Below are 23,301 nucleotides of genomic sequence, written 5' to 3'. Positions count from 1 at the left end.
ATCTTTTCTGACTAAAACGTGATCCATGCCTCCATCGCTCGTGATCGCGTCTCGCAACATAGAGGGCTTGTTGCTGTCGGGCCAGAACGTCTCTTGCGAGGTGGTCTCGCGAAGACTTGTCTCAGATGGTCCTTAGCGCTTCCATGACTTTCACCATGTCATCCGGGATCGGGGCCTTGAAGGACATGGTCTCACCGGTCACGGGATGCTCAAAGGCCAGGAGATAGGCGTGCAGTGCCTGGCGGTGGTAGCCGTTGACGATGGCCTTCACGTTATCGGGCAGAAGATTGGCCTTGGTCTTGAAGGCGGCACCATATTCCGGGTCGCCGATCAGCGGGTGGCCGATATGGGCCATGTGCACGCGGATCTGATGGGTGCGGCCCGTTTCCAGCCGGCATTCGATCATCGAGGCCAATGAGGTTGCATCCGGCTTTTCGCCAAAGCGTTCCATTACCAGATAATGGGTGATCGCCTCGCGGGCGTCGTCGGTGCCTTCGCGCTTGACCGTGCGCTTGGTGCGGTCGCCGGCGCGTCCAAGCGGTGCGTCGATGGTGCCTTTCAGGCCATTGGGGCGTCCCCAGACAATGGCGAGATAGGCGCGCTCCAGCGGACCGGTGCGACCGTGGTCGGCAAACTGGTCGGCCAGATGGCGGTGGGCGATGTCGTTCTTGGCCACCACCATCACCCCGGAAGTTTCCTTGTCGAGCCTGTGGACGATGCCCGGGCGCTTGACGCCGCCGATGCCGGATAGCGTGTCGCCGCAATGGTGGATCAGCGCGTTGACGAGCGTGCCCGTCCAGTTGCCGGCGCCGGGATGGACGACGAGGCCGGCGGGCTTGGCGATGACGATCACGTCATTGTCCTCATACAGAACGTCGAGCGGGATATCCTCGCCCTTGGGTTCTGGATCTTCAGGCTCCGGCATGATGATGTCGATGGCATCGCCGGGCGTGACCTTCTTCTTCGGCTCCGTCACCGCTTTGCCGTTCAGGGTGACCGCTCCTTGCTCGATCAGCGCCTTGACGCGATTGCGCGACAGGTCGCCGCCAAGGGCGCCCGCCAGCCAGGCATCAAGCCGTCCTTCAGCGTCTTCACCTGCGATCAGGGCTTTCCTTGACGGGTCGGCTTGTTTAAAGGGGTCGTTCATTCTGTCATCCTGCGTGTATGCCACTGGCCGATAGCCGAAGGCGTGGGTGCCACTTGGCACAGGTTTTCGCCTTCGACAATCTTTAGGCGCGCCGGAGGACTGTTTTTCTTGCCCCGGCTTCGTGTGGCGGGAGCATATCGCAAACGGAGATGAGACGCCCAGATGGACAATCTCAACCACGACGAACAGGAAGACAAGCCGCTAGATCCGGCGATGGAAAATGTACGCCGGAAGATGGTGAAGCTCCAGCTCGTCTCCGGGGGCATCATGCTGGTGATGTTCATGGCCGTCCTGGCTGCCATCGTCTACAAGGTCACGCGCCCAGACGGCAAGGAGCCAGTCCTGGCCGGTGCCGGTTTCGCCATTCCTTCCGATCAGCCGATTTCGGCCACAGCCAATCTGCCGGCAGGTTTCAATGTTCTTTCGACATCGCTTTCCGGCGGCCAGATCCTGTTTTACGGTAAAGCGGCTGACGGTGCGCGCAAGGCGCTGGTCTTCGATATCGGCGTGGGTCGCATCGTGGCCGACATTACCCTTTCGGCCAACTGACAGCGGTCGATGGAATTTCTTGCGCCAATCGAGATTACGGATGCCGAAGATCCCCGGATTTCCGAATTCAGGGATATTCGCGAGCGCGATCTGACCGGCCGCGAGGGGCGTTTCATTGCCGAAGGCACCGTGGTGCTCAGGGTTCTTGCCGAGGCGCATGCCGCGGGCCAGGGGATCCGCGCCGAAAAGGTGCTGCTGCTCAAGAACCGGGTTGCGGGGCTTGCCGATATTCTGGCGATGCTCCCGGCAGAAATACCGGTCTATGTGGCCGAGAGCAGCGTACTGGATGCGATTGCCGGTTTTCACCTGCATCGCGGTGTCTTGGCGCTTGGATGTCGCTGCGAGGAGCCGGCGCTTGCCGATTATCTCGCACGGCTACCGCAAAAGGCGCTGCTTTTGTCTGCCTGCGGAATTTCCAACCACGATAATGTCGGCTCGCTGTTTCGCAATGCGGCTGTGTTCGGCGCCGATGGCGTGATCCTCGATCGGACCTGTTGCGATCCGCTTTACCGGAAATCCCTGCGCGTCTCGGTCGGCTCGGTGCTGGCGTTGCCCTATGTGCGGCAGGGTACGCCGGTGGAGACACTGGAAGTTCTGGCCGCTGCCGGTTTTGCCATCTGGGCCCTTTCGCCGCGCGGGGAAACCGAAATGCGCGATATCCCTGCCTCCGATCGCATGGTGCTCGTCATGGGGACGGAAGGCGAGGGGCTTCCCGACAATGTGCTGACACGCTTCCGGACGGCCCGCATCGCGCAGTCGCCCCGGCTTGATAGCCTGAATGTAGGAACGGCCAGCGGCATCGCTCTCTACCACGCCGCGATGGCGCAGGGACGGTTGTAGACGAGGCGCGACCGCGTCCCCCTCGGTACTGCATTTACTTCGAGCGTTCGAACAGCCCTGGTTCCAGCTTGCGGGCGCGCTCGGCGAGCGTGATACGGTTTCCGGCACCCTTGGAGGCGCTTTGGGAGAGGATCTCGCGAACAGGCGACGCCGTTCCCTCATTGGCGGCTGTCAGGACCACCATGCGGGCTGCGATATCGGCGATCTCATCGCGCAGGGCGTCGTCGTTTGTGGTGTTCTTTGCCTTGATCAGCCGCTCGGCGAGCGCTGTCTGGCGATTGCGCAAGTCTTCGGCAATGCGACCGGTGTCGAGTGTGTTTGCCTTGCGCGGTGTGTCGGCGGGGTCTGGGCGGTCCATCTCTTGCAAGTCCTCCTCCAGCTTTTTCGGCAGACGAAGATTGGCTGCCCGCATGGCACGCTCGGCCGCACGCCCCACGGAGCGGGCTTCCTTGAGCTTTTCCTTCAGCCGGGCCACTTCGTCGGTGCGACGCTCGATCAGCGCTTCCTTGTCGGCATTGCTGGCCATTTCGCGCACCAACCGGTCGTCTAGGCGGATACGGGCATGCTCAGCCTGGGAGAGGCGTTGCTCGGCATCCTTGGCCCGCTGCCCGGCAAGCTTGGTATCGTGTCTCAGTTCTTCACGCTCGTCACGCAGTATCTGGATGCGCTGCTTGAGATTGTCGATCTCGGTCTTCTGGGACGCGCTTTCCATGTTGAGGCCGTCGATCTCGGCTGTAAGCCTTGCCGCCTTTTTCTGCAGCGATTCGATTTCGAGATCCTTGGCGGCTGCGGATTCCTCCGTTCGCTTCAAGGTATCGCTGACCCTGAAGAACTCGCCGTCTTCCCGGCGCAGTTGCGAGCGCAGTTCGCCGGCCTCCACCTTCATGTCCTCGATCAGGGCCTCGAGATCGCGGCTCCTGCCCAGCAGGCGACTTGCCTCTTCCGCCAGCTTTTCGTTCTGGAACTGCAGGCCTAGCGTTTTTTCCCGTTCCTTGCCGAGCGCATGGGTGGTCTTGGCGTTTTCGGCTGCGAAAAGTGCGCGGGCCATGTCCTTCTGGGCACGGATCTCCTGCGGCGAAAGCGGCATGGTTGCCTTCAGCCGGTTTTCGGTAAACCGCACGATGCGCTGATGAATTGCAGGCGTCAGCAGAAATGCGATGAGGGCTGCGGAAAGGAATCCAAGTCCAAACAGGAGGGCGTATTCAATCACGGTCGCGCCAAATCACAGTTGAAGTCCACTTTAACGAGTGGCCATTAGACACGGTTTCGCCCAAAGGACAAGCACCCGAGACAGATCGGGCCGCCGAAGAAGACTTCGCGGCCCGATGAATTTTATCCGGTGTTGCAGGCGGTCTCTATCAGAACGGGTTCCAGGTCGGTTTATGCGTCAGCTTGAGATAGCCGACATTCACACCCAGTCTGGCGCCAACGCCTGTGCGAATTGGAACGAGAACCATATTGCTGTTCTTCAGGGCCGTCATGCCAACCCCGGCCACGATATAGGCTGAGCCGCTTACGCCGCCGAAACGCCTGTAGAGGCTTTCGATGTCGGGGAGATTGTAGACCAGCATCATGGCGCGGGTGCCGTTCCCGCCGTAATCGATGCCGAGGGAGGGACCCTGCCAGAACACCTCGTGCTGGCCGGCATTCTTGGTATAAAGAACGCCTTCTCCATAGGTGAGGCCGGCAATGAACGCACCTGAGCCTTCCTGACCGAGAATATAACCGTTGGGCAGTCCGTAGGTGGCGAAGGCCTGTTCGACCACTTTGGCCAGACCGCCGCTGGTCGAGCCGAACAGGTTATGACCGGCATCGACGATCTCCTGCGCCGTATATTCGTCTGCAGCGTTCGCGACATGCATCGCGGGCAACAGGGCCGCGATAGAAATCATGAGGGCCAGAGCCCCTTTTCTAACGCGCGCAACGTCAGTATTTCTGAGAAAGCGCATGTTTTCTTCCTTGGTATGCAGTGCACACAGTGCGAAATCGAGTATTCCGATCATTTTGCGACGATCAGATTAACAATCGGTTTACCAAATATGGTGTCATTATGACGACGAGGAAACGGTGTAGGCACAACTATCGGCGCAGTCGTGTCCGGAAGTCGTCGCGGCGTTGCCCAATTGCAGGAGAATTTGATGGATAAAAATCCCACCCTCACGCTCGCTGGCCCTGATCTGGCTGCCCTTTTGTGCAGTCGTGTCTGCCACGACGTGATTTCGCCCGTCGGCGCCATTGCCAATGGCCTGGAACTGCTGGACGAGGGTGGGGCCGACGCTGATGCGATGGATCTGATCCGCTCCAGCACGCTGAATGCTTCCGTCCGATTGAAGTTTGCACGTCTCGCTTTCGGTGCGTCGGGGTCTGTCGGCGCGTCGATCGACACCGGTGAAGCCGAAAAGGCTGCCAGAGATTATATCGATGCGGAGAAGAAGGCAGAGGTTACCTGGAACGGTCCACGGGCGATCATTGCCAAGAACCGCGTCAAAATGCTTCTGAACCTGTTTTTGGTCTCCTACGGTGCGATCCCGCGCGGTGGCAAGATCGACGTCATGCTGGAAAATCCTGAATATGACGCCAAGTTCACCATCACGGTTTCCGGTCGGATGATGCGCGTTCCGGCAAAGTTTGCGGAAATCGTCGGTGGGCAGCTGGAAGAGGCCGTCGACGCTCATTCCATCCAGCCCTATTACACTGTGCTTCTGGCGCAGGAATGCGGCATGGAGCTGAAATATGTGCAGACGGAAGAGAACATCGTCTTTACGGCGGAAGTCGTCCCGGCCTGAGGCTGCGGTCCATTATGTGCATCCATTTTCGGCCGCCGGGCAATCGGCGGCCGAATTGTTTTTGGCACAGGCCGTATGGCGACAGCTTTAGAATGCGCCAATCTACGGTAACCAATCCTTAGGGGAACGACGTTAAGTTGCTGGAGAGGCGATGGTGGCCTCGGCCATTTTTGAGGGGAAATGTTGATGCGACGTCTGATGATTGCGGATAGCTCCGATATCGTTCGCAAGGTCGGCCATCGCATCCTGACCGAAATCGGCTTTCAGGTTTCCGAAGCTGCCAATGCGCGCGATGCGCTGCGCTTCTGCGAAACCGACCTTCCCAACATCATGATCGTGGATGCAGGCCTTGAAGGCGCTCTCGACCTGATCACCAATGTTCGCGCCTTGCCCGAGGGCAAGAGCGTAAAGATCTACTATTGCGTCATCCAGGCTGAATTGAAGGTCATGATGGCTGGCAAGCGCGCCGGCGCCGACGATTTCCTGTTGAAACCGTTCGACCGCAAGATCCTGACCAAGATCTTTACCGACCAGGCGATCGCCGCCTAGCAGAAATCACCCGTGATATTTTCGATGGCTTCACTCGACAGAGATACGAGATGGCGAAATCGCGTGCCGATATTTCGGCCGATATTTCGTATGCCGTGGCGTCCCGATCTTTTGGAAATGCCGAGTGGCAACGCCCAGACGTAAAAAAACCTGCCGCAAAAGAGGCAGGTTTTTTTGATTCGGCTGATGTCCGCTCAGAAGACGTCAGGCTGTCTCGGCGAGGATCCCGCCATCCGGTTCGCGCAGCACATAGCCACGGCCCCAAACGGTTTCGATGTAGTTTTCGCCACCGGCAGCATTTGCGAGCTTCTTGCGAAGTTTGCAGATGAAGACGTCGATAATCTTCAATTCGGGTTCGTCCATACCGCCATAAAGGTGGTTGAGGAACATTTCCTTGGTAAGCGTCGTACCCTTGCGGAGCGAAAGAAGCTCCAGCATCTGGTATTCCTTGCCCGTCAGGTGAACGCGCTGACCGCCAACTTCGACAGTCTTTGCATCCAGGTTCACAACCAGTTCACCGGTGATGATGATGGACTGGGCATGTCCCTTTGAACGACGGACAATGGCGTGGATGCGCGCAACCAGTTCGTCCTTGTGGAACGGCTTGGTCATATAGTCATCTGCGCCGAAGCCGAGACCGCGAACCTTATCTTCGATACCGGCCATGCCGGACAAGATGAGGATCGGTGTCTTGACCTTGGAAAGACGCAGCGTTCGCAGCACTTCATAGCCCGACATGTCGGGAAGGTTGAGATCGAGCAGTATGATGTCGTAATCATAGAGCTTGCCGAGATCGACACCCTCTTCGCCCAGATCCGTCGTGTAGACGTTAAAACTCTCTGATTTGAGCATCAGTTCGATGCTCTGTGCCGTAGCACTGTCGTCCTCGATGAGAAGAACCCGCATTAAATATCCCCTTTACCGCCGCCGAAAGGTCGAAAGGCCCCTACGCGAAACGGATCCAGTCGTTGCCTGATTTGAAGGCTGCCACCAAATGGTTAACAAATTCTAATCTCCTCTGGCAAGGTGTATCGAATTTATTAAGCAAAAAGGACAGACTCCTGTTTTTCCGAGATTTTCAGACATCGCCGAACTTGAATCTTATTGTCAGAATTTGACGCTAACAGATTCATTTGACTCATCATTGTCAAAGTTCCCTTTTCAGGGGCGGCATTTACTGACCCTTAAATGATCGTCCCTATCATTAACGATGCCCGTAAATGAAAAGTTACCAACGGTAGTTTTTCGTTAACACCGCCGACTTTTTTAGGGACAAGTGATTCGTCCGGGTGGTGTGGGAGAGTGAGTAAACTGTGACGGCGGGAGGTCTCGCATCACCGGAGTATTGCGTATGAAGTCGCGTGAGAGCCTAGTTCGCCTGAAGGAATTTCAGGTAACTGAAAAGCGTCGCCAGCTGCAGCAGTTGCAGACGATGATGTCCGAATTCGATCGAATGGCGAAGGAGCTGGAAAACCAGATCTCCATCGAGGAAAAGAAATCTGGAATTTCTGATCCAAGCCACTTCGCTTACCCAACTTTCGCAAAGGCAGCACGCCAGCGTGCCGACAATCTGCAGGTTTCAATTCGCGAATTGAAAGTCCAGCAGGACGCCGCCGAATTGTCGCTCGAGGAAGCCGAAGCCGAATATGAAAAGGCTGCGGCGCTGGAAGAGCGCAACGGTCAGCAGCGCCTTCGCGCCTAAAAACAATCCGGGGCCGCAAGCTGCGGCCCTAAACTGAGTGGGGAACGGCACGTTTTTGCTGGCAAATTGCCAGAGCAACGGGCCTTTTTCGCTTGGGTTCAATTTGGGAGTCCTCCTCATCGGCCGACGAGAAGCGCGTTTTGCCCGGGCGGGTTTTCTTTTTTCCGATTTCACGGCAAAGATCGGTCCCATTCGATCCTTAGCTCACGCGCTTTGCGGGAACCGACAATCGGACAGGAGTTCATTTCAGATGATTTGGGTGAGGGCCGCCTTGCTGGCATCGGCGGGATTTTGTCTCGCGCTCGGGCTTAGCCTGCCATTGCTGCGGTTTGAAACGCTGTATTTCTTTTCCGACGCGCCATCGCTTGCGGGGATTATCGCCAGTCTTTGGCAGGAGGGCGATGCGTTCCTTGCATTCCTGGTCGGATTGTTTTCCGTCGTTCTGCCGATCTTCAAGCTGGTTGCCCTGACGGCAGAGGCCATCGCGCCCGCCGCCGACAGAGGCGGCGATGGGCTGCTTGGACGTCTGGTTCCCCATCTCACACGGTGGTCCATGATGGATGTGATGCTGGTTGCCATCGTCATATTCGCAGCAAAGACCAGTGGCCTGGCGAGCGCTTTCACGCAGCCTGGTCTCTGGTTCTACGCAGGATCGTCTCTTATTGCGGGGCTGCTGCAAGCAATGATGCGCAAGCCCCGGCAATAGGGAAGGGATCTTTTAGTGACGGTATTGCTGGATGCGTGTGGTGCGCAGGCCCGGAAGACCATGGTCGCTGATCGAAGACTGCCATGAGAGGAATTCCTCCACGGTCAGAGTATATCGCTCACAAGCTTCTTCAAGGCTCAAAAGACCTCCGCGGACGGCCGCGACGACTTCAGCCTTGCGGCGAATGACCCAGCGACGGGTATTGGCCGGCGGCAGATCAGCAATCGTCAACGGGCTGCCATCGGGGCCGATAACATATTTAACTCGAGGTCGTATCAATTCGGTCATTGGACTCTCTACACATACACAAGACCACACTCCGCAATCCTAGCTCGCGACCTTTAAAATTTGCCTAAGCTCCTCGTAACAATTTGATAATAAATGTCTCTATTTGATTAACCGGGACGAAAGGCTCTCTCAAAGCAGCCGTGTCCTTCCCCAACGTAAACTTGTAACGGATGCATAGGAGTCATGCTGAATTAGTATTATTATCGGTTTCGAATATGTGCGAAAAAGACTTTAGAAATACTCGCGCGCCTCTCGGGGCAGCTTGTTTTGCCTATGGATCAATTCTTCAGCTGCCGCACCTTCAGTCTACGACTGCGGGCGCGCGTGGGCGTTTGTTTAGCGTCATCGTGGCCGGAATGGCATGAAAGATCCGGCTCGTCGATCACGGGGCAAGACGCCCATGCAAGGAAGTTCCATGTATTATTCTTCTGACGGACTGCAGCGCCAACTGGATTCTGACAATATATTCAATGCAGAAGACGATGATCGTGGGCTTTATTCGGCCTTCGAGGCGCTTGCCTGTCGCCATGGAATGGGCGCGTTTCTTGTCACGCGCTTTCCCAAGGGCGACATGCCCGAATTCAGCGCCAATCTACTCTTGAGCAACTGGCCCGAGGATCTTCGTGAATCCTATGGTTCGGTGGATGTTTTCGGCTTCAGCAAATTGATCGCGCTGCTTAAATCCGGCATTCGCCCCACGCTGGTCGACGGTTGCGTTTTTGGTGACGCACAGTCCTCGTCGACCAAGGAAAATGTGGAGGCAATTTTTGCCGGGCGCAGCATGAATTCCAATCTCGTTTTCTCTATCCACAGTGCCGATTTGAACCACTATGTGTTCGTTTTTTCCGGAAACCGTAAGGAAATGCCCCAGGCGGAAATCCGGGAAATCTACTTTTCCACCATGGAATTGATCGATACGCGCTTCGATGAGTATCGTCCCGAAGGGCCGCGCGAGCGGTTATCCGGGCGTGAACTCGAATGTCTGCGCTGGTCGGCGGCGGGCAAGAGCAGCGAGGAAATCGCCTTGATCCTCAATATCTCCAGCCACACCGTGGTCAGCTACCTGAAAAGCGCGATGCGCAAGCTGGACTCAGTCAATCGCATGCAGGCCGTGGCACGTGCCTGTCGCTTCCGGCTGCTCTAGCCGGACGCACTTTTGTCCAAGATTTCGACCGCATGGGCCGATGATGGGCTCTAGAGCCTGATGAGGCTGAGTTCCGTGTAGCCTGGCCCGAATTCGATCTCCGCATCGCCCGAATGTTCGAGGCAGAGCCAGTCGCCGGCCGTGAGCTCGACGATGGCGGTTACCGACTGATGACATCGCGGTCCGCCGCTATTGTGGCCGGCAATGCGGGCAAGCGTCGTGCTGCCGTTTTTCAGCACCCGGGCCTCATGGCTGGTGGATGAATTGACCGCGAGGTTGAGGCAGATGAGGTAGAGACCGTCTGCGGGTATATCCAGGCGATTGCCCGTGCCGGACGGAACCGCGGCACCCAAGGCAAAACCGCCTTGCGCGACGCTCAGTGACTGAAAACCTGTCTGACTGCCATCCGCAGGCGTCACGGCTGCTGCAGTTCTGGATGCGCGTGTCAGCGGACGATTGGGCAGGTCGACGATACCCCCTGGGGAGGCCACAAATGCTGTCGCCCAGGATATGCCGTCGGCACTGACCTTGATCGAAAACCTGTCTTCGCCAGCTGTCCCGAATTCCGCTCGCCCCTGCCAGTCGGTTTGAAACAGTAGTGAGGCGGTATCGCCTGTGGATTGTTTGTTGATCTTCAATTGATGACCGTTGCCCGCATGGGTGAGCAGGCTCGCATGGGCCGATAACGACAGCCGGTTGTAATCGTCGGCGGTCGCGTTGATCCCCAGCTTTTCGAAGCTGGCTGTTAAGGGCAGGGGGAAATCTTGCCATGCACCGTCGTCAAACGATTTCACATGTCCGGCGCTATGGTCGAACGCCAACCAACCCGGTTTTGGGGTGATGAAGTTCCAGGCCCCATCCTGCCAGCAGGCGAGCTTGCCGTCGCGGCCGCTCCATTCGCCGGTCGCGTCCTCGGCCACGCCAAAGCACTGGCCTTCGCCCGGGTCTTCGGGCGGCTCCCCCAGCATATCTGCGATCGTAAGCTGCACTATCGCGTCCAGTCGCTGAAGCGCCTCGTTATGGGTGACATGCTTTTGTGCCTGTGCCGGCAGGATGTAGGGCAGTTCGAGATTGTTGGTTTCGTCGCTCATATCCGTCTCCTATTGGTTCGCTGCCTCTCTGGGCCATGACGCTATTGTCACCCGGTTTTGGAAGGTGTGGAAAAAATGATGTTGCATTTGTTGAAATCGCTGGATTTTCCGCAAATTTCTTCCACAGATTCGGCGCTGTTTCCGGCGATAAGGGCAATCAGGACAATGTGAACGGGTTCGATTGGGCGATGTCGCATATGGGCAGATTTCTGTCCCGTATCCGCTTGCTCTTTCAGCCGCATATGCCAATCTGTCGCCACGTCTTTACGGGATACCCTTATGCGATATTCAGCCCTTTCCATTTTGAAGAACGGCTTTTCCGGCAACCGGCACTGGAAGCCCGCCTGGCGGGAGCCGGAGCCAAAGCCGCATTACGATGTGATTATCGTGGGTGGCGGGGGGCATGGTCTTTCAACCGCCTATTATCTTGCCAAGGAATTCGGCATCACCAATGTGGCGGTACTGGAAAAGGGCTATCTCGGCTCCGGCAATATCGGTCGAAACACCACCATTGTGCGTTCCAACTACATGCTGGAGGGCAATGAGCCCTTCTATGAATTTTCGCTGAAGCTCTGGGAGGGCATGGAGCAGGATTTCAACTATAATGCCATGATGAGCCAGCGGGGCATCATCAATCTCTATCATTCCGACGGCCAGCGCGACGCCTATGCACGGCGCGGCAATGCCATGCGCATGCATGGCGTCGATGCAGACCTGCTCGACCGCGAGCAGGTCAGGAAGATGATGCCCTATCTCAATTTCGACCATGCGCGCTTCCCCATCATGGGCGGGTTGTTGCAAAAACGTGCTGGCACGGCGCGTCACGATGCGGTCGCCTGGGGCTATGGTCGCGGCGCAGACAGCCGCGGTGTCGATATCATCCAGCATTGCGAGGTGACCGGCATTCGCCGCGACGCCGAGGGCCGGGTGGAGGGCGTGGAGACCAGCAAGGGTTATATCGGCTGCAACAAGCTGGCGTTGGCAACGGCCGGCCACACCTCCGTCACGGGCAAGATGGCCGGTCTGGACTTGCCGATCGAGACCCATGTGTTGCAGGCCTTCGTGTCGGAAGGCATCAAGCCGGTGCTCGACAATGTGGTCACCTATGGGGCCGGCCACTTCTATATCTCGCAGTCCGACAAGGGCGGCTTGGTGTTCGGTGCCAATCTCGATTATTATTCGTCCTATGCCCAGCGTGGCAATCTGGAGACGGTGGAACACACGATCGAGGAAGGTGTCGCCATGATCCCCGGCCTGTCACGGCTTCGGGTGCTACGTGCCTGGGGCGGTGTCATGGACATGTCGATGGACGGATCGCCGATCATCGACAAGACGTCGATCGACAATCTCTACCTGAATTGCGGCTGGTGCTATGGGGGCTTCAAGGCAACGCCTGCATCCGGCTTCTGCTTTGCCCATCTGATCGCCAAGGAGGAAACGCATCAGGTGGCGCGCTTCTTGCGGCTCGATCGTTTCCGTCGCGGGTTCCAGATCGACGAGACCGGCCACGGTCCACAGCCGAACCTTCATTAAGCTCCTGTTTGCATTGAGACATAATTCATGGCCAGCCTGATCCATTGTCCCCATTGCGGGGTCCGTCCCAAGGAAGAATTCTCCATTCGCGGCGATGCCACGCCGCTGCGTCCCGATGCGTCTGCCAGCGACGATGCCTGGTATGAATATGTGTTTGTGCGCGATAATCCCAAGGGGCGTGTTGTGGAACACTGGCACCATACCGGCGGCTGCCGACGCTGGCTGGTGGTCGAGCGCGACAATGCCGCAAGCCATGAGGTCTATGCCGTCAGCGATGCTGCCAAGCTTGCCAGGGAGGCTGGACGATGAGCGCTTCCCGTCTGTCGTCCGGTGGCATTGTTAATCGTGGGCGCACCTTCACCTTCACCTTTGACGGCAAGGAAATGCGTGGCTTCGAGGGCGACACGCTGGCCTCGGCTCTGCTCGCCAACGACCAGATGCTGGTGGGGCGTTCCTTCAAATATCATCGCCCGCGCGGCATTGTAACCGCCGGTTCCGCAGAGCCCAATGCCCTGGTTGGTATCGGCACCGGTGCCCGCAGCGAGCCCAATACGCGGGCAACCGTTGCCGAGCTTTATCACGGCATGACGGCGGTCAGCCAGAACCGCTGGCCTTCGCTCAAATATGATGTCGGTTCCGTCAATCAGCTTTTGTCGCCCTTTCTGTCGGCCGGTTTTTACTACAAGACCTTCATGTGGCCTGCGGCGTTCTGGGAAAAGGTCTATGAACCGCTGATCCGCAAGGCGGCCGGTCTCGGCCGGGCCGTCATGGAGGCCGATCCGGATCGCTACGAGAAAGCCTGGGCCCATTGCGACCTGCTGGTGATCGGCGCCGGGCCGACCGGACTGATGGCAGCCCTTTGCGCGGCGCGGGCCGGGTTGCGGGTCATTCTGGCGGATGAAGGTTTTCGCCTCGGTGGATCGCTTCTGTCGGAGAAGATTTCCATCGACGGCATTGCCGCCGCCGCGTTTGCCGAGCGCACGGTGGAGGAGTTGAAGAGCTTCGACAATGTGACGCTGATGCCGCGCAGCACGGTCTTCGGCTGGTATGACGACAATGTCTTCGGCGCGCTTGAAAAAGTGCAAAAACACGTGGCCCAGCCATCGCCCGATCTGCCGGTGGAGCGGCTGTGGCGCATTGTTGCCAAGCGCGCCATCATGGCGACGGGCGCTGAAGAACGTCCGCTGGTGTTCGGTGGCAATGACAGGCCGGGCGTGATGATGGCCAGTGCCGGGCGCAGCTATCTCAACCGCTACGGGGTGAGTGTCGGCGAAAAGGTTGCGGTCTTTACCAATGGCGGTGCGGGTTATAGGGCAGCGGCGGATCTGACGGATGCCGGTGTCGAGGTTGCAGCCCTGATCGACAGTCGACCCGGTGCTGCCAATACCGCGCCTTCCGCTGTGCGGGTGATTTCCGGTGCGGGGGTGACCTCCACCAAGGGACGTCAGCGGTTGTCGGGGATTCTGGTTGAACGCTCCGGCTATGAGGAGGCAATCGACTGCGACGCGCTTTTGATGTCTGGCGGGTTCAGCCCGGTGGTGCATCTGGCCTGCCAGCGCGGGGCAAAGCCAAAATGGTCGGACGCGCATCAGGCGTTCATGGCGCCGGATGTCGGACAGCAATTTGTGGCCGCCGGATCGGCTGCCGGGCTTTCATCCATCGCTGCCTGCCTGAAGGATGGGGCGGAGAAAGCCCATCTGGCGGTCGAGGCCATGGGCCGGATCACCGGCATGGTCGAAATTCCGGATGTCGAGGGCGACTATGACGCCGATTTTGCCCCGCTCTGGTATGTGCAGGGCTCCAGGGGCAAGGCCTTTGTGGACTTCCAGAACGATGTCTCGGTCAGGGATCTGGCGCTTGCCCAGCGCGAGGCCTTCGGTCATGTGGAGCACACCAAGCGCTACACCACGGCCGGCATGGCGACCGATCAGGGAAAACTTGGCAATATCAACATGGCCGGCATCATGGCCGGCATGCGCGGGGTTTCACCCGCCGAGATCGGCACGACCACCTTCCGCCCCTTTTACACACCTGTCTCCTTCGGTGCGCTGACGGGCACCAGCCGGGGCGAGCATTCAAGGCCGGTCAGGCAATCGCCGCTGCATGGCTGGGCGAAGAAAAACGGCGCCGTGTTCGTTGAAGCCGGGCTCTGGTATCGATCCTCTTATTTTCCAAGGGACGGCGAGAGCGGCTGGCGCGAAACGGTGGACCGCGAGGTCAAATGCGTGCGTGCCCATGCCGGGCTTTGCGATGTTTCGACGCTCGGCAAGATCGAAGTGTTTGGCCCGGACGCCGCCGAATTCCTCAACCGGGTCTATTCCAACGGGTTCCTCAAGCTTCCGGTCGGCAAGGCGCGTTACGGGCTGATGCTGAGGGAAGACGGGATTGTGATGGACGACGGCACCGCCAGCCGTTTTGCCGAGGATCATTTCTTCATCACCACCACTACGGCTGCTGCCGGCGAGGTGATGACCCATCTGGAATTTGCAGCGCAGGCGCTTTTCCCGGATCTGGATGTGCGCATGGTGTCTGCCTCCGACCAATGGGCGCAGATGTCGCTGGTTGGGCCGAAAGCGCGGGTGATCCTTGACCGGATCGTTGAAGACGATGTGTCCAACGACGCGGTACCGTTTCTGGCGGCGCAAGAGGTAACCCTGAAGGGAGGGCTTTCCGCACGTCTCTACCGTATCTCCTTTTCCGGCGAGCTGGCCTATGAACTGGGCGTTCCGGCCGGTTACGGCGAGGCGGTCGCCGATGCGATCATGGCCGCCGGCAAGGAGCACGGCATCTGCGCTTACGGTGTGGAGGCGCTCAATGTCATGCGCATCGAGAAGGGGTTTGTGACCCATGCCGAAATCGACGGACGTACCACGCCGGACGATCTGGGGCTTGGCGCCATGTTTGCCGGTCAGAAACCGGATTTCATCGGCAAACGCCTCTCCAGCCGCTTCGGACTGACTGCCGCCGACCGGGCGCAGCTTGTGGGCCTGAAACCGGTCGAGCACGATCAGCACTTCAAGGCCGGCGCGCATATTCTCAAAGAGGGGGCAAAGCCCTCCATGACAAGTGATCAGGGCTGGGTGTCATCCGTCTGCTTTTCGCCCATGCTCGGCCACACGATCGGCCTTGGCTTCCTGAAATCCGGGCGTGAGCGCATGGGCGAAAAAGTCGTGGTCTGGGACGGTTTGCGCGGGTCGGAGGTGCTGGCGGAAGTCTGCTCGCCGGTCTTTATCGACCCCGACAACAAGAAGCTGAAGGTGTAAGGAGTGCTGCCCATGTCATTTTCTCACGCCCACGCGCTGGACGACTATATCGCCGGATTTGCCGGCACGCCCAATCCGCATCATCTGGCGATCCTGAAGCGGCCGCTGGTGTTTTCCGTACTGGCGCATGCCGGTCACGAGAGCTCGGTGGAGGAGGCGCTGGCCGAAATCGCCGAGGTATCGGTGCGCTTTTGCGGTCCCGGCGAATGGCTGCTGGTGTCGGAATCGATTGCGCCCGAAACCCTGATCCGCGACCTGGCATTGCTGTCGGGCCAACTGTCCTTTGTCGACCAGAGCGAGGGCCGTGTGGTGATGCGGCTTTCAGGCCCGCGGGTGCGCAATGTTCTGGCGAAATGTGCGGGTTTGGATCTTCATCCGGACCAGTTCGACCTTGGCGGCTCTGCCAATACACTGTGCTGTCACACGCCGGCCAATCTGGCGCGCACCGGCGTCGATGAATTCGAGATTACCGTCATGCGCTCCTATGCCGGCTATGTGTTCGACGAAATCGTGGAAATGGGCCGGGAATTTGCCATGACGGCCGGCTTTGCGGGCTAGGGCGGACATCCTTGCCTGGATTGCCCGCCCTTGTCATTACGACTGGGTAGCAGCGCTTGCTTCCTGATCGCCGAAGGCGAGATGGGCGACCAGTGTTGCGCCGATGGCGCTGATGGCGATGATCATCAGCATGGGCAGTGCGGTGCCGTCTTCCATGAGGCCGATGCCGAGGCTCGACAGGGCACCTGCGCCAAAGCCAAGCGCGCCGGAGAGGGCGGCTGCCGTGCCGGCGATGTGGCCCTGGCTTTCCATGGCAAGGACATTGCAGGAGGGCATCATGCCACCGACACCGATCACGGCGATAAACAGCAGGATGCAGACGGAATAGACCGTGCCGATATGCAGCAGTTCCATGCCGACCAGCAGGACGGCGGCGCCTGCAAAGATCAGCGAGGACATTCTCACGACATTCTTGAGCCCGATCTTCTCGCCGAAACGGGTGGAGACCTGGGTACCTATGCCGATGCCCAGAGCGTTGAGCGCGAAAATGACCGAGAAGGTGATGGGGCTCAGACCGTAGACATTGATGAGCACGAAGGACGAGCCGGCGATATAGGCAAAAAAGCCCCCTTGTGCAAAGGCCAGCGCGCCGGCATAGGGAATGAAGCTTCGGGTGAAGAGAAGCTTTGCATACCAGTGGATGGCCCTGGAGGGCTGGCTGGTGGCGCGTAGCGCCGGCATGCGTGTTTCAGGCAGCAGAACGACGACCAGCGTTGCCACGACAAGGCACAGCAGTCCCATGACCATGAAGATCACGCGCCAGGTGGAAAATGTCAGCAGCATGCTGCCGGCCAGCGGGGCGATCACCGGAGCAAGGCCGAGGACCAGGATAACCAGCGACATCAACCTGGCCGCCTTTATGCCGCTGAAGAGGTCGCGGATGGTGGCGGTGGCGATGACCATGCCGATGGAGCCGCCACAGCCCTGGAGGAAGCGGAAGGCGAGCATCTGATTGGGGGTGACCGACAGCACGCAGCCTATGGTGCCGGCCAGAAAGACGGCAAGGGCAAAGAAGATGACCGGCTTGCGACCGAGCGCGTCGGAGGCGGGACCATAAAACAGCTGGCCGATGGTGAAACCGCAGAAATAGGTCATCATGGTCATCTGGATCGTGGCGGCAGAGGTCGCCAGATCGTCGGCCATCTGCGGCATGGCCGATACATGCATGTCGGTGGAGAAGGGGCCGAGCGCGCAGAGCGAGCCAAGCGCGATGGCAATAGGCAGGGTTTTCGGAGGACTGGTCTGTTCCACGGTTCTGCTCCTTCAGAGACGGCTTGCAACGATAACAAGGAAACGATATCGTTTCTTTATTGCATTAGGAAACGCATTCGTTTCGATTTGTCAATGGACTTGTCGACAACGCGGTTAAGAAGGAATGACTGGGATGGACGGCAGTACGGTTACGGCGGGGCGCCCTCCAAGCCTGTCGGAGGAGGCGCGCAAGACCGCGATCCTCAATGCGGCGGAGCGCGTTTTCGATAGCATGGGCTATGGCGATGCGACCATGGAAGAGATCGCCCGGGCCGCCGGCATGGCGAAGAAATCGGTCTACAAACATTTTCCCGACAAGGGTGCGTTGTTTGGCGCACTGGTCGACAGCCATGATCTCCTGCCCATCGATGAGGTGGTGATGTCGATAGGGGATGCAACGCCGGTGCAACGTCTTCGCCGCATGCTCGAGGAACTCGGTGCCTTCATCCTGTCGCCACGGCAGGTGGCGCTGACCCGCCTTGTGATATCGGAGGCCACCAAGACGCCAGAGCTTTCCGAGCGTTTCTACAGCGAATGCGTGGACAAGACCCAGATCTATGTTGCCACTGAACTGCAGCGGGGACTGTTGACCGGAGCCGATCACCAGCCCGCCATCGATCCCGATCTTCTGGCCGATATGTTTCTTGGCCTCATCCTTGGAAGTCTGCATCTGAAGGCATTGATGCTGAACCAGAATATCGACACCATGCGCGACGAGCTGGAGCGACGGGTGGAGATGGCAAGCATGGTGATGATCGGGCTTTTCGGTGCCGGCGTCTCAGACTGAGGGCGCGGGTTCGAGTGCGGCAGTCGCGCGGATCGCGGCTGGCCGTGGCGTTTCTATGTGATCTTCTGGATTTCCAGTTCCTCATTGCCCAGCATCGCCAGATCGCCGAGTGCCTTGCCGAGCAGGACCCGGGCGAGGGGAGAGACCCAGGAGACGGTGCCGGATTTCGGATCGGCCTCGTCCTCGCCGACAATGCGGAACGTCTGCACGCGTCCATCCTCGCGCTCGAAGCGCACGGTGGAGCCAAAGGCGACGATATCGTTGCTTGCCGGCGCCGGCTGCAGATCGGCGGTGCGGATGCGCTCCACCAGATAGCGGATATCGCGGGCCGGACCTGCCGTCTGGCGACGCTTGTCGTTGACATCCTCGATCAGATTGCCCGCAGCATAGGCCTCGCGCGCCACCGCCAGTTCCGCCTCCAGCGCCTTCAACCCGCTCTCCGTCACCAGATTGGGCTGCGCGGAAATCACCCGCTCGGGGAGAATGGTTTCCGATGCGGTCTCTGAGGATTCTTCCTTGGTGAAGGCGACGGACAATGCGGGTGCTCCCGTAACTGAGATTGCAGATCTGGTGAGAATGTAGGCGCAAACGGCCCGATCGAAAAGGGGCGCGGTCAGCCAGTCGACCGGCGGCATCTTCATGGAATTCAACGCGCCATGGCTCTTGCGCGTTGCGCGGTCGGTCGCAGTTGCGCATCTCAATGCACGTCGACCGAGAAAAGTACCACGCTCGCTACAACGATTGGCAAATATCGAGCGCTCCTGCGCCGCAGCAGTATCCATGGGACACGGTCGGCCTGATGCAAGAGGCGTGATCAACCATAGGCTCTGCTGCGTGCCGACATTCTAAGACAATGCATTCGGTCTGTCATGCCCGACACAGCGCCTCATTCGGCCTTGTCGCCAGGTTGGCGAGAGACATCGAGACCGTTTTGCGGGGCCGAGCGTGCTTGCAAGGCGAACCGGAATTTCGCGGCGCTGCAACGCGCAGAGAACCGCCATTCATTTCTGATCCTGACACAGGAAGGACGCACACCATGAACCAGATTTCGCCCATCGCCGCAGAGGCGCCCCTGATCGACCCGCATTGGCTGCTCGAGGACCCGCATGCAAGGTTTGCGGAACTGCGCGAGAAACATCCGGTCATCAAGATCAACGATCGCTGCTACTATGTTCTTCGTGCCGAAGATGTGATGCCGCTGTTGAAAGATGACGGCACCGTGCAGGTCGAGGGCCGCGACTACGTTGCGCATCACCAGGTGCCCGAGGGAGCGATGGCCCGCTTCCTGCGCGATGTCCTCCTGTTTGCCAACGGTCAGGACCATCGGACAAAGCGCGGCCCCTTTGCGCGCACGTTTTCCCACCAGGCCATTCGTGCCTCGCGCGATGGCATCGAGGCTGTGGCGCGCAATATCGTTGCCAACCTGCCGCAGGGCGAGAGCTTCGACTTTGTCGAGCATATGGCAGGCCGCGTGCCCTCGGAGATGATCGCCTCGATCATCGGCCTGCCGATCTCGGAGGCTTCCTATTTTGCCCCGCGCATCTACGATATGGCCAAGGCGGTCGCACCGATCTATCCGATCGACAATCATGCCCGGATCGAGACGGCGGCCGGTGAGGTCTTCACCTATGTGAAGGAGCACATGTTGGCGCGGATGACGGCACCGAACGACGATCTCCTGTCGAAACTGGTCGCCGATTGGGTGCACAACCAGGAGATGGAATTCGACTGTCTGGTGAATCAGGTGCTGGCCATGATGCTCGGCGGTAGCGACACCACCCGTGCCGCCTTTGCCATGACGGTCTCGCTGCTGCGCCAGCGCCCGCAAGACTGGGCGGCGCTTCATGCAGATCCATCGCTCGTGCCCGAGGCGATTTCCGAAAGCATGCGGTTCGAACCCTCGGTCTCCAATGTGCCACGCTTCACCGTGAGCGAGATGCAGATTGGCGGAACGCGGGTGCCGGCCGGCGTTCTGCTGCAGCTGAGCACCATGTCCGCCATGCGCGATCCCAAGCTTTATTCCGAGCCCGATGTGTTCAACATGCGCCGGACCGATCATCCTCGCCTGCATCTCGTTTTCGGTCACGGGGCGCATCGCTGCATCGGCGAGATGCTGGCGCGCCTCGAAATGGAGGAAAGCCTGAAGGCCCTTCTCGCGGCTGCCCCCGATATCGAGATCGAAACGGCACCGCGTATGCTGGGCTTTGGCGGCATCCGCCAGATCACGCCGATGATTGTGCGGATACCGTAGAGAACCGGGGCAGGCAGAACGACCGCCCGAGCGTCTTGCCGTCCTCGGCTCGGGTGGCCGGGATGAAAGGGCTCTCTACACCGCCTTCGATGCATGATCGGTCGCAAGAGGAAGAGGATGCCAAATCGGCCGCTGTGGCAGGGCGTCCTGCGATGGGGTCTCCGTGGTTTCTTCCTTGGTGCAGGCGGTGGACAGTTGGGCGCTCGGGGATGGTTGAGGGGGAGTTGTAGCCGCAGGACGCAATGATGGGGCGGCGGAAAGTGCGATACGCTCTCATGTCGGTCAACCTGCTCGACGCGCGCGTCATCTCCGGCAGCTGACAACGGCTATAGCTTGCCGGCGGCGATATTTTTGCTTTGTGGCCGGAAGGGGAGATGGGGCTATTCGCCATGTCTCAAGCTCCTAACAGCTGCTGCAATGCTATTCTGGTTAGCGATCTGAATGCTTCCGGCAGCCCTCAAGCCATACATCGCTCCATCCTTCAGGCACACATGATCCTGCCACAAGACGTTCAATTCGAGCGACACGCCCATCGAGTTCAGCGTCGCTTTCTCCAAGCTTATAGGATCCCGGTGCGATAAGTACGGCTACCATTCGAATGAATTCTGCGTTGCTCAGCTCGGCGGGCGGCCGCCCATAAATCGCGGAACTTGCGTTGTAAAAGCCTCTCATCCATCCGTCCGGGCCTTTCCCCATCTCCAATGTGTCGAGCCACAAGGCAAGGATTTGCTCTTTGGAAAGCCGGCTTTCCAGCCCCATCGCGTAGCCGGTTTGGCGGATCTTGCCGATTCCCGGATGGAATTCCTTGAACGCGAGGCGCTTGGAAGCCGACTGCGTAATTGTTGTCAGTCCCGCTCCTGGGGTTGAAAAATCGACGCCGGGATGACTGGTGAAGCTTGGGTCTTGCACCTTCAGCAAGATCGCCAGATGCGCCGCACCAAGGGAGTCTCCTCCATGTCCCTGAGCTATCAAATCGTCTGCGCGCTGACTTAGTTGCGGAGCATCGGACAGAGCGTCCCAATATCCTTTTGCACCGTATAGAAAAGCTGACACGACCAGCAGGCCCAAAAAAAGGCCTCCGAACTTGAAAATGCGTCTCATGCGAAATCTCTTTCGAAATCAACCGGGCAGGATAATAGAGTTAACTGACACTCAATTGTCGCGACATTCAGGCATTTCGCGGATATTTCGCCTACGGCCAATGACGGTAAAGGGTCGACATTCGTCCGCCGCTTCGCGCCCATTGCGGACATTCCACCCCCTTTGATAAGGGTGAGACGTTTTTGCTGATGGAGCCTAGCATGATGGTCACAATATCGATCGAGAGCCCGCGTCAAGCTGGCGTGATCAGGCTTTTGCAGGCGTCCGATGCCTATGCGGCCTCATTGTATCCCGCAGTTAGCAACCATGCGCTCGACCTCGCAACCTTAGAAAAACCAAATGTTACGTTTTTCGTTGCGAGAAGACGCGAACAGATCGTTGGTTGCTGCGCCCTAGTGGATTCCGGCGACATGACGGGAGAGATCAAGCGCATGTTCGTCGATCCGAGTGCACGCGGCTTTAAAATCAGTAAGCAAATTTAGGATTTCTGCGATAGTGCGTTCGTCGGCGACACTGCACGCCTACGAAGAAAGGAGATGCTATCCGTCATAAATAGCGTTTCTGATGTCCATTGGAAACACGCCCGACATGCCTTCGAACGCAGTATTGGTCATCGCAACGACTGTAAGTTTTTGTGTGGGATCAACGAACCAGCTATGGCCATAGGCGCCTCCCCACTGGATCGTCCCCGTGGACTGCGGCGACTGAGCGAGCTCGGGGTCATTGAGAACCGCCCAGCCAAAACCGAAACCCCAACCTGGTCCGTGCGTTTGCGTGTGTACACCCACCTGATCCTTGAACATCTCGGCGACGGTCTGCGATGACAAAATAGAGCCGCCACCCGTTCGGATGGTTTCGAGAAAGCGCAGCACATCGCCGGCCGTGCCGATCATGCCTGCGCCACCCGATGGGTAGGAGGCAGGGTTCAGCGCACGGCTCGGTGCGAAGCGGGCGGCATTCTGCCAGATGGGCAAAGCAATGCCATCTGTCATGCGCACGGGCGTCGGTGTCCCGTCCGCATAAGGTGTTACCAACCGACTCGGATCGGTCACCACGAAGCTCATGCTCTCCAGACCCAGCGGGTTGAGTACTTCCGCCTTAACCGTCTCCGGAAGAGACTTTCCTGTTATCTCAGCAATAACCGCGCCAAGAACATCGAGGCCTAGAGAATAACGCCAGCCTTTGCCCGGAGGGAAGACGAGCGGCGCTTTCACGAGTCGGTCCAGGTTTTCCTTAAGACTGAGGCCGGGCTGATCGAGTCCATCAGAAACATCAAACTGATCATAGGGACCGCCGGCAGGCTCGACAAAGCGATAGCTCAGCCCCGAAGTATGCGTGAGGAGCTGGCGAACCGTGATGACCGGCTCACTCCCATCCTCAAGCCCTGGTCGGAAATCAGGCAACCACCGTGTGACTGGATCATCAAGAGAAATCTGACCGCGTTCGACAAGCCGCATCAATGTCGCCGAGACAATCGGCTTGGTGATTGATGCCAACCGGAACACGGCATCTTCCCTCATCGGGGTTTCAGATTCTCGATCTGCCAGTCCTGCAGCGCGGCGGTAAATCAACCTGCCATCTTGGATCGTCAAAACCACAGTGCCGACGATTCTTTGATTAGCAATTGCTCGGTCTATCACCACATCGATGCGCTCTTTGAGGCGAGCATCCTGCGCCGAAACGGCTGCATTCGTCTGAGTGTCAAAAATATTGCTTTCCATGAAATGGCACCTATATTCGGAGCGATCCCTCCGT

General features: G+C 58.6%; 23 protein-coding genes and 1 pseudogene. 14 read left to right on the top strand and 10 right to left on the bottom strand.

Annotated elements, in window-relative coordinates:
- Window positions 1-121: 121 nt before the first annotated feature.
- Window positions 122-1,147, bottom strand: a complete 1,026-nt coding sequence (locus ACQQ2Q_RS20320; RefSeq protein WP_428188957.1) for an RluA family pseudouridine synthase — start codon at window positions 1,145-1,147, stop codon at window positions 122-124.
- A gap of 162 nt (window positions 1,148-1,309) precedes the next feature.
- Here ACQQ2Q_RS20320 and ACQQ2Q_RS20315 point away from each other — a divergent pair, with 162 nt between their 5' ends.
- Both ACQQ2Q_RS20315 and ACQQ2Q_RS20310 read left to right on the top strand, forming a co-directional pair.
- Complete coding sequence (locus tag ACQQ2Q_RS20315) at window positions 1,310-1,696, top strand: hypothetical protein (protein ID WP_428188956.1); 387 nt, start codon at window positions 1,310-1,312, stop codon at window positions 1,694-1,696.
- 9 nt (window positions 1,697-1,705) lie between these two features.
- Entirely contained in the window at window positions 1,706-2,536 is an 831-nt protein-coding gene (locus ACQQ2Q_RS20310) for a TrmH family RNA methyltransferase (RefSeq protein ID WP_428188955.1), read from the top strand.
- Between the two features lie 34 nt (window positions 2,537-2,570).
- Here the strand turns inward: ACQQ2Q_RS20310 and ACQQ2Q_RS20305 are convergent, their stop codons facing one another.
- Window positions 2,571-3,746 (bottom strand): hypothetical protein, encoded by a 1,176-nt coding sequence (locus tag ACQQ2Q_RS20305; protein ID WP_428188954.1) that lies wholly within the window; start codon window positions 3,744-3,746, stop codon window positions 2,571-2,573.
- 148 nt (window positions 3,747-3,894) lie between these two features.
- A complete protein-coding gene (locus tag ACQQ2Q_RS20300; protein WP_428189005.1) occupies window positions 3,895-4,428 on the bottom strand; it encodes a DUF1134 domain-containing protein in 534 nt (177 codons plus the stop codon).
- A 246-nt stretch (window positions 4,429-4,674) separates the two neighbouring features.
- Here ACQQ2Q_RS20300 and chpT point away from each other — a divergent pair, with 246 nt between their 5' ends.
- Both chpT and ACQQ2Q_RS20290 read left to right on the top strand, forming a co-directional pair.
- The gene (chpT, locus tag ACQQ2Q_RS20295) at window positions 4,675-5,322 is read left to right on the top strand and encodes a histidine phosphotransferase ChpT (RefSeq protein WP_428188953.1); all 648 of its coding nucleotides are present in this window, start codon (window positions 4,675-4,677) and stop codon (window positions 5,320-5,322) included.
- A gap of 180 nt (window positions 5,323-5,502) precedes the next feature.
- A complete protein-coding gene (locus ACQQ2Q_RS20290; RefSeq protein WP_428188952.1) occupies window positions 5,503-5,871 on the top strand; it encodes a response regulator in 369 nt (122 codons plus the stop codon).
- Window positions 5,872-6,075: 204 nt separating this feature from the next.
- Here the strand turns inward: ACQQ2Q_RS20290 and ctrA are convergent, their stop codons facing one another.
- A complete protein-coding gene (gene ctrA / locus ACQQ2Q_RS20285; protein ID WP_428188951.1) occupies window positions 6,076-6,777 on the bottom strand; it encodes a response regulator transcription factor CtrA in 702 nt (233 codons plus the stop codon).
- Between the two features lie 445 nt (window positions 6,778-7,222).
- On the opposite strand from ctrA, the gene ACQQ2Q_RS20280 reads away from it, so the two are divergent.
- Together ACQQ2Q_RS20280 and ACQQ2Q_RS20275 are read left to right on the top strand one after the other, a co-directional pair.
- Window positions 7,223-7,573 (top strand): flagellar export protein FliJ, encoded by a 351-nt coding sequence (locus tag ACQQ2Q_RS20280; RefSeq protein ID WP_428188950.1) that lies wholly within the window; start codon window positions 7,223-7,225, stop codon window positions 7,571-7,573.
- Between the two features lie 250 nt (window positions 7,574-7,823).
- Complete coding sequence (locus tag ACQQ2Q_RS20275; protein WP_428188949.1) at window positions 7,824-8,279, top strand: paraquat-inducible protein A; 456 nt, start codon at window positions 7,824-7,826, stop codon at window positions 8,277-8,279.
- 12 nt (window positions 8,280-8,291) lie between these two features.
- Here ACQQ2Q_RS20275 and ACQQ2Q_RS20270 read toward each other — a convergent pair whose 3' ends face one another.
- The gene (locus ACQQ2Q_RS20270) at window positions 8,292-8,567 is read right to left on the bottom strand and encodes a DUF1153 domain-containing protein (protein ID WP_428188948.1); all 276 of its coding nucleotides are present in this window, start codon (window positions 8,565-8,567) and stop codon (window positions 8,292-8,294) included.
- A gap of 415 nt (window positions 8,568-8,982) precedes the next feature.
- Between ACQQ2Q_RS20270 and ACQQ2Q_RS20265 the strand changes: the two genes are divergently transcribed.
- The gene (locus ACQQ2Q_RS20265) at window positions 8,983-9,711 is read left to right on the top strand and encodes a helix-turn-helix domain-containing protein (RefSeq protein WP_428188947.1); all 729 of its coding nucleotides are present in this window, start codon (window positions 8,983-8,985) and stop codon (window positions 9,709-9,711) included.
- Between the two features lie 50 nt (window positions 9,712-9,761).
- Here the strand turns inward: ACQQ2Q_RS20265 and ACQQ2Q_RS20260 are convergent, their stop codons facing one another.
- Complete coding sequence (locus tag ACQQ2Q_RS20260) at window positions 9,762-10,802, bottom strand: DUF2793 domain-containing protein (RefSeq protein ID WP_428188946.1); 1,041 nt, start codon at window positions 10,800-10,802, stop codon at window positions 9,762-9,764.
- Between the two features lie 279 nt (window positions 10,803-11,081).
- Here ACQQ2Q_RS20260 and ACQQ2Q_RS20255 point away from each other — a divergent pair, with 279 nt between their 5' ends.
- Genes ACQQ2Q_RS20255 through ACQQ2Q_RS20240 form a run of 4 tightly spaced genes read left to right on the top strand, consistent with a single transcriptional unit; the run spans window position 11,082 to window position 16,156 of the window.
- On the top strand, window positions 11,082-12,335 hold the full coding sequence (locus ACQQ2Q_RS20255) for a sarcosine oxidase subunit beta family protein (protein ID WP_428188945.1): 1,254 nt from the start codon (window positions 11,082-11,084) through the stop codon (window positions 12,333-12,335).
- Between the two features lie 27 nt (window positions 12,336-12,362).
- Window positions 12,363-12,644: a sarcosine oxidase subunit delta gene (locus tag ACQQ2Q_RS20250; RefSeq protein ID WP_428188944.1), complete on the top strand. Its 282-nt coding sequence runs from the start codon at window positions 12,363-12,365 to the stop codon at window positions 12,642-12,644.
- Window positions 12,641-15,598, top strand: coding sequence for a sarcosine oxidase subunit alpha family protein (locus ACQQ2Q_RS20245; RefSeq protein ID WP_428188943.1), 2,958 nt, complete (start codon window positions 12,641-12,643; stop codon window positions 15,596-15,598). The genes ACQQ2Q_RS20250 and ACQQ2Q_RS20245 overlap by 4 nt, the downstream gene beginning before the upstream one ends.
- Before the next feature lie 12 nt (window positions 15,599-15,610).
- On the top strand, window positions 15,611-16,156 hold the full coding sequence (locus tag ACQQ2Q_RS20240; protein ID WP_428188942.1) for a sarcosine oxidase subunit gamma: 546 nt from the start codon (window positions 15,611-15,613) through the stop codon (window positions 16,154-16,156).
- A 36-nt stretch (window positions 16,157-16,192) separates the two neighbouring features.
- On the opposite strand, the gene ACQQ2Q_RS20235 is transcribed toward ACQQ2Q_RS20240, so the two are convergent.
- Complete coding sequence (locus tag ACQQ2Q_RS20235) at window positions 16,193-17,407, bottom strand: multidrug effflux MFS transporter (RefSeq protein WP_428188941.1); 1,215 nt, start codon at window positions 17,405-17,407, stop codon at window positions 16,193-16,195.
- Window positions 17,408-17,540: 133 nt separating this feature from the next.
- Here ACQQ2Q_RS20235 and ACQQ2Q_RS20230 point away from each other — a divergent pair, with 133 nt between their 5' ends.
- A complete protein-coding gene (locus ACQQ2Q_RS20230) occupies window positions 17,541-18,194 on the top strand; it encodes a TetR/AcrR family transcriptional regulator (protein ID WP_428188940.1) in 654 nt (217 codons plus the stop codon).
- Between the two features lie 53 nt (window positions 18,195-18,247).
- On the opposite strand, the gene greA is transcribed toward ACQQ2Q_RS20230, so the two are convergent.
- The gene (gene greA / locus ACQQ2Q_RS20225; protein WP_428189004.1) at window positions 18,248-18,730 is read right to left on the bottom strand and encodes a transcription elongation factor GreA; all 483 of its coding nucleotides are present in this window, start codon (window positions 18,728-18,730) and stop codon (window positions 18,248-18,250) included.
- Window positions 18,731-19,230: 500 nt separating this feature from the next.
- Between greA and ACQQ2Q_RS20220 the strand changes: the two genes are divergently transcribed.
- On the top strand, window positions 19,231-20,445 hold the full coding sequence (locus ACQQ2Q_RS20220; RefSeq protein WP_428188939.1) for a cytochrome P450: 1,215 nt from the start codon (window positions 19,231-19,233) through the stop codon (window positions 20,443-20,445).
- A gap of 429 nt (window positions 20,446-20,874) precedes the next feature.
- Here the strand turns inward: ACQQ2Q_RS20220 and ACQQ2Q_RS20215 are convergent, their stop codons facing one another.
- The gene (locus tag ACQQ2Q_RS20215) at window positions 20,875-21,546 is read right to left on the bottom strand and encodes a transglycosylase domain-containing protein (RefSeq protein WP_428188938.1); all 672 of its coding nucleotides are present in this window, start codon (window positions 21,544-21,546) and stop codon (window positions 20,875-20,877) included.
- Window positions 21,547-21,746: 200 nt separating this feature from the next.
- On the opposite strand from ACQQ2Q_RS20215, the pseudogene ACQQ2Q_RS20210 reads away from it, so the two are divergent.
- Window positions 21,747-22,025, top strand: a pseudogene (locus ACQQ2Q_RS20210) (GNAT family N-acetyltransferase); the annotation flags it as partial.
- Window positions 22,026-22,085: 60 nt separating this feature from the next.
- Here the strand turns inward: ACQQ2Q_RS20210 and ACQQ2Q_RS20205 are convergent.
- Window positions 22,086-23,267: a serine hydrolase domain-containing protein gene (locus ACQQ2Q_RS20205; RefSeq protein ID WP_428188937.1), complete on the bottom strand. Its 1,182-nt coding sequence runs from the start codon at window positions 23,265-23,267 to the stop codon at window positions 22,086-22,088.
- Between the last annotated feature and the right edge of the window lie 34 nt (window positions 23,268-23,301).

This window comes from Agrobacterium sp. ES01, assembly GCF_050320885.1.
Classification (GTDB): Bacteria; Pseudomonadota; Alphaproteobacteria; order Rhizobiales; family Rhizobiaceae; genus Allorhizobium.
The sequence above is the reverse complement of the archived record's forward strand: the minus strand, read 5'-3'. Positions and strand labels throughout refer to the sequence as shown.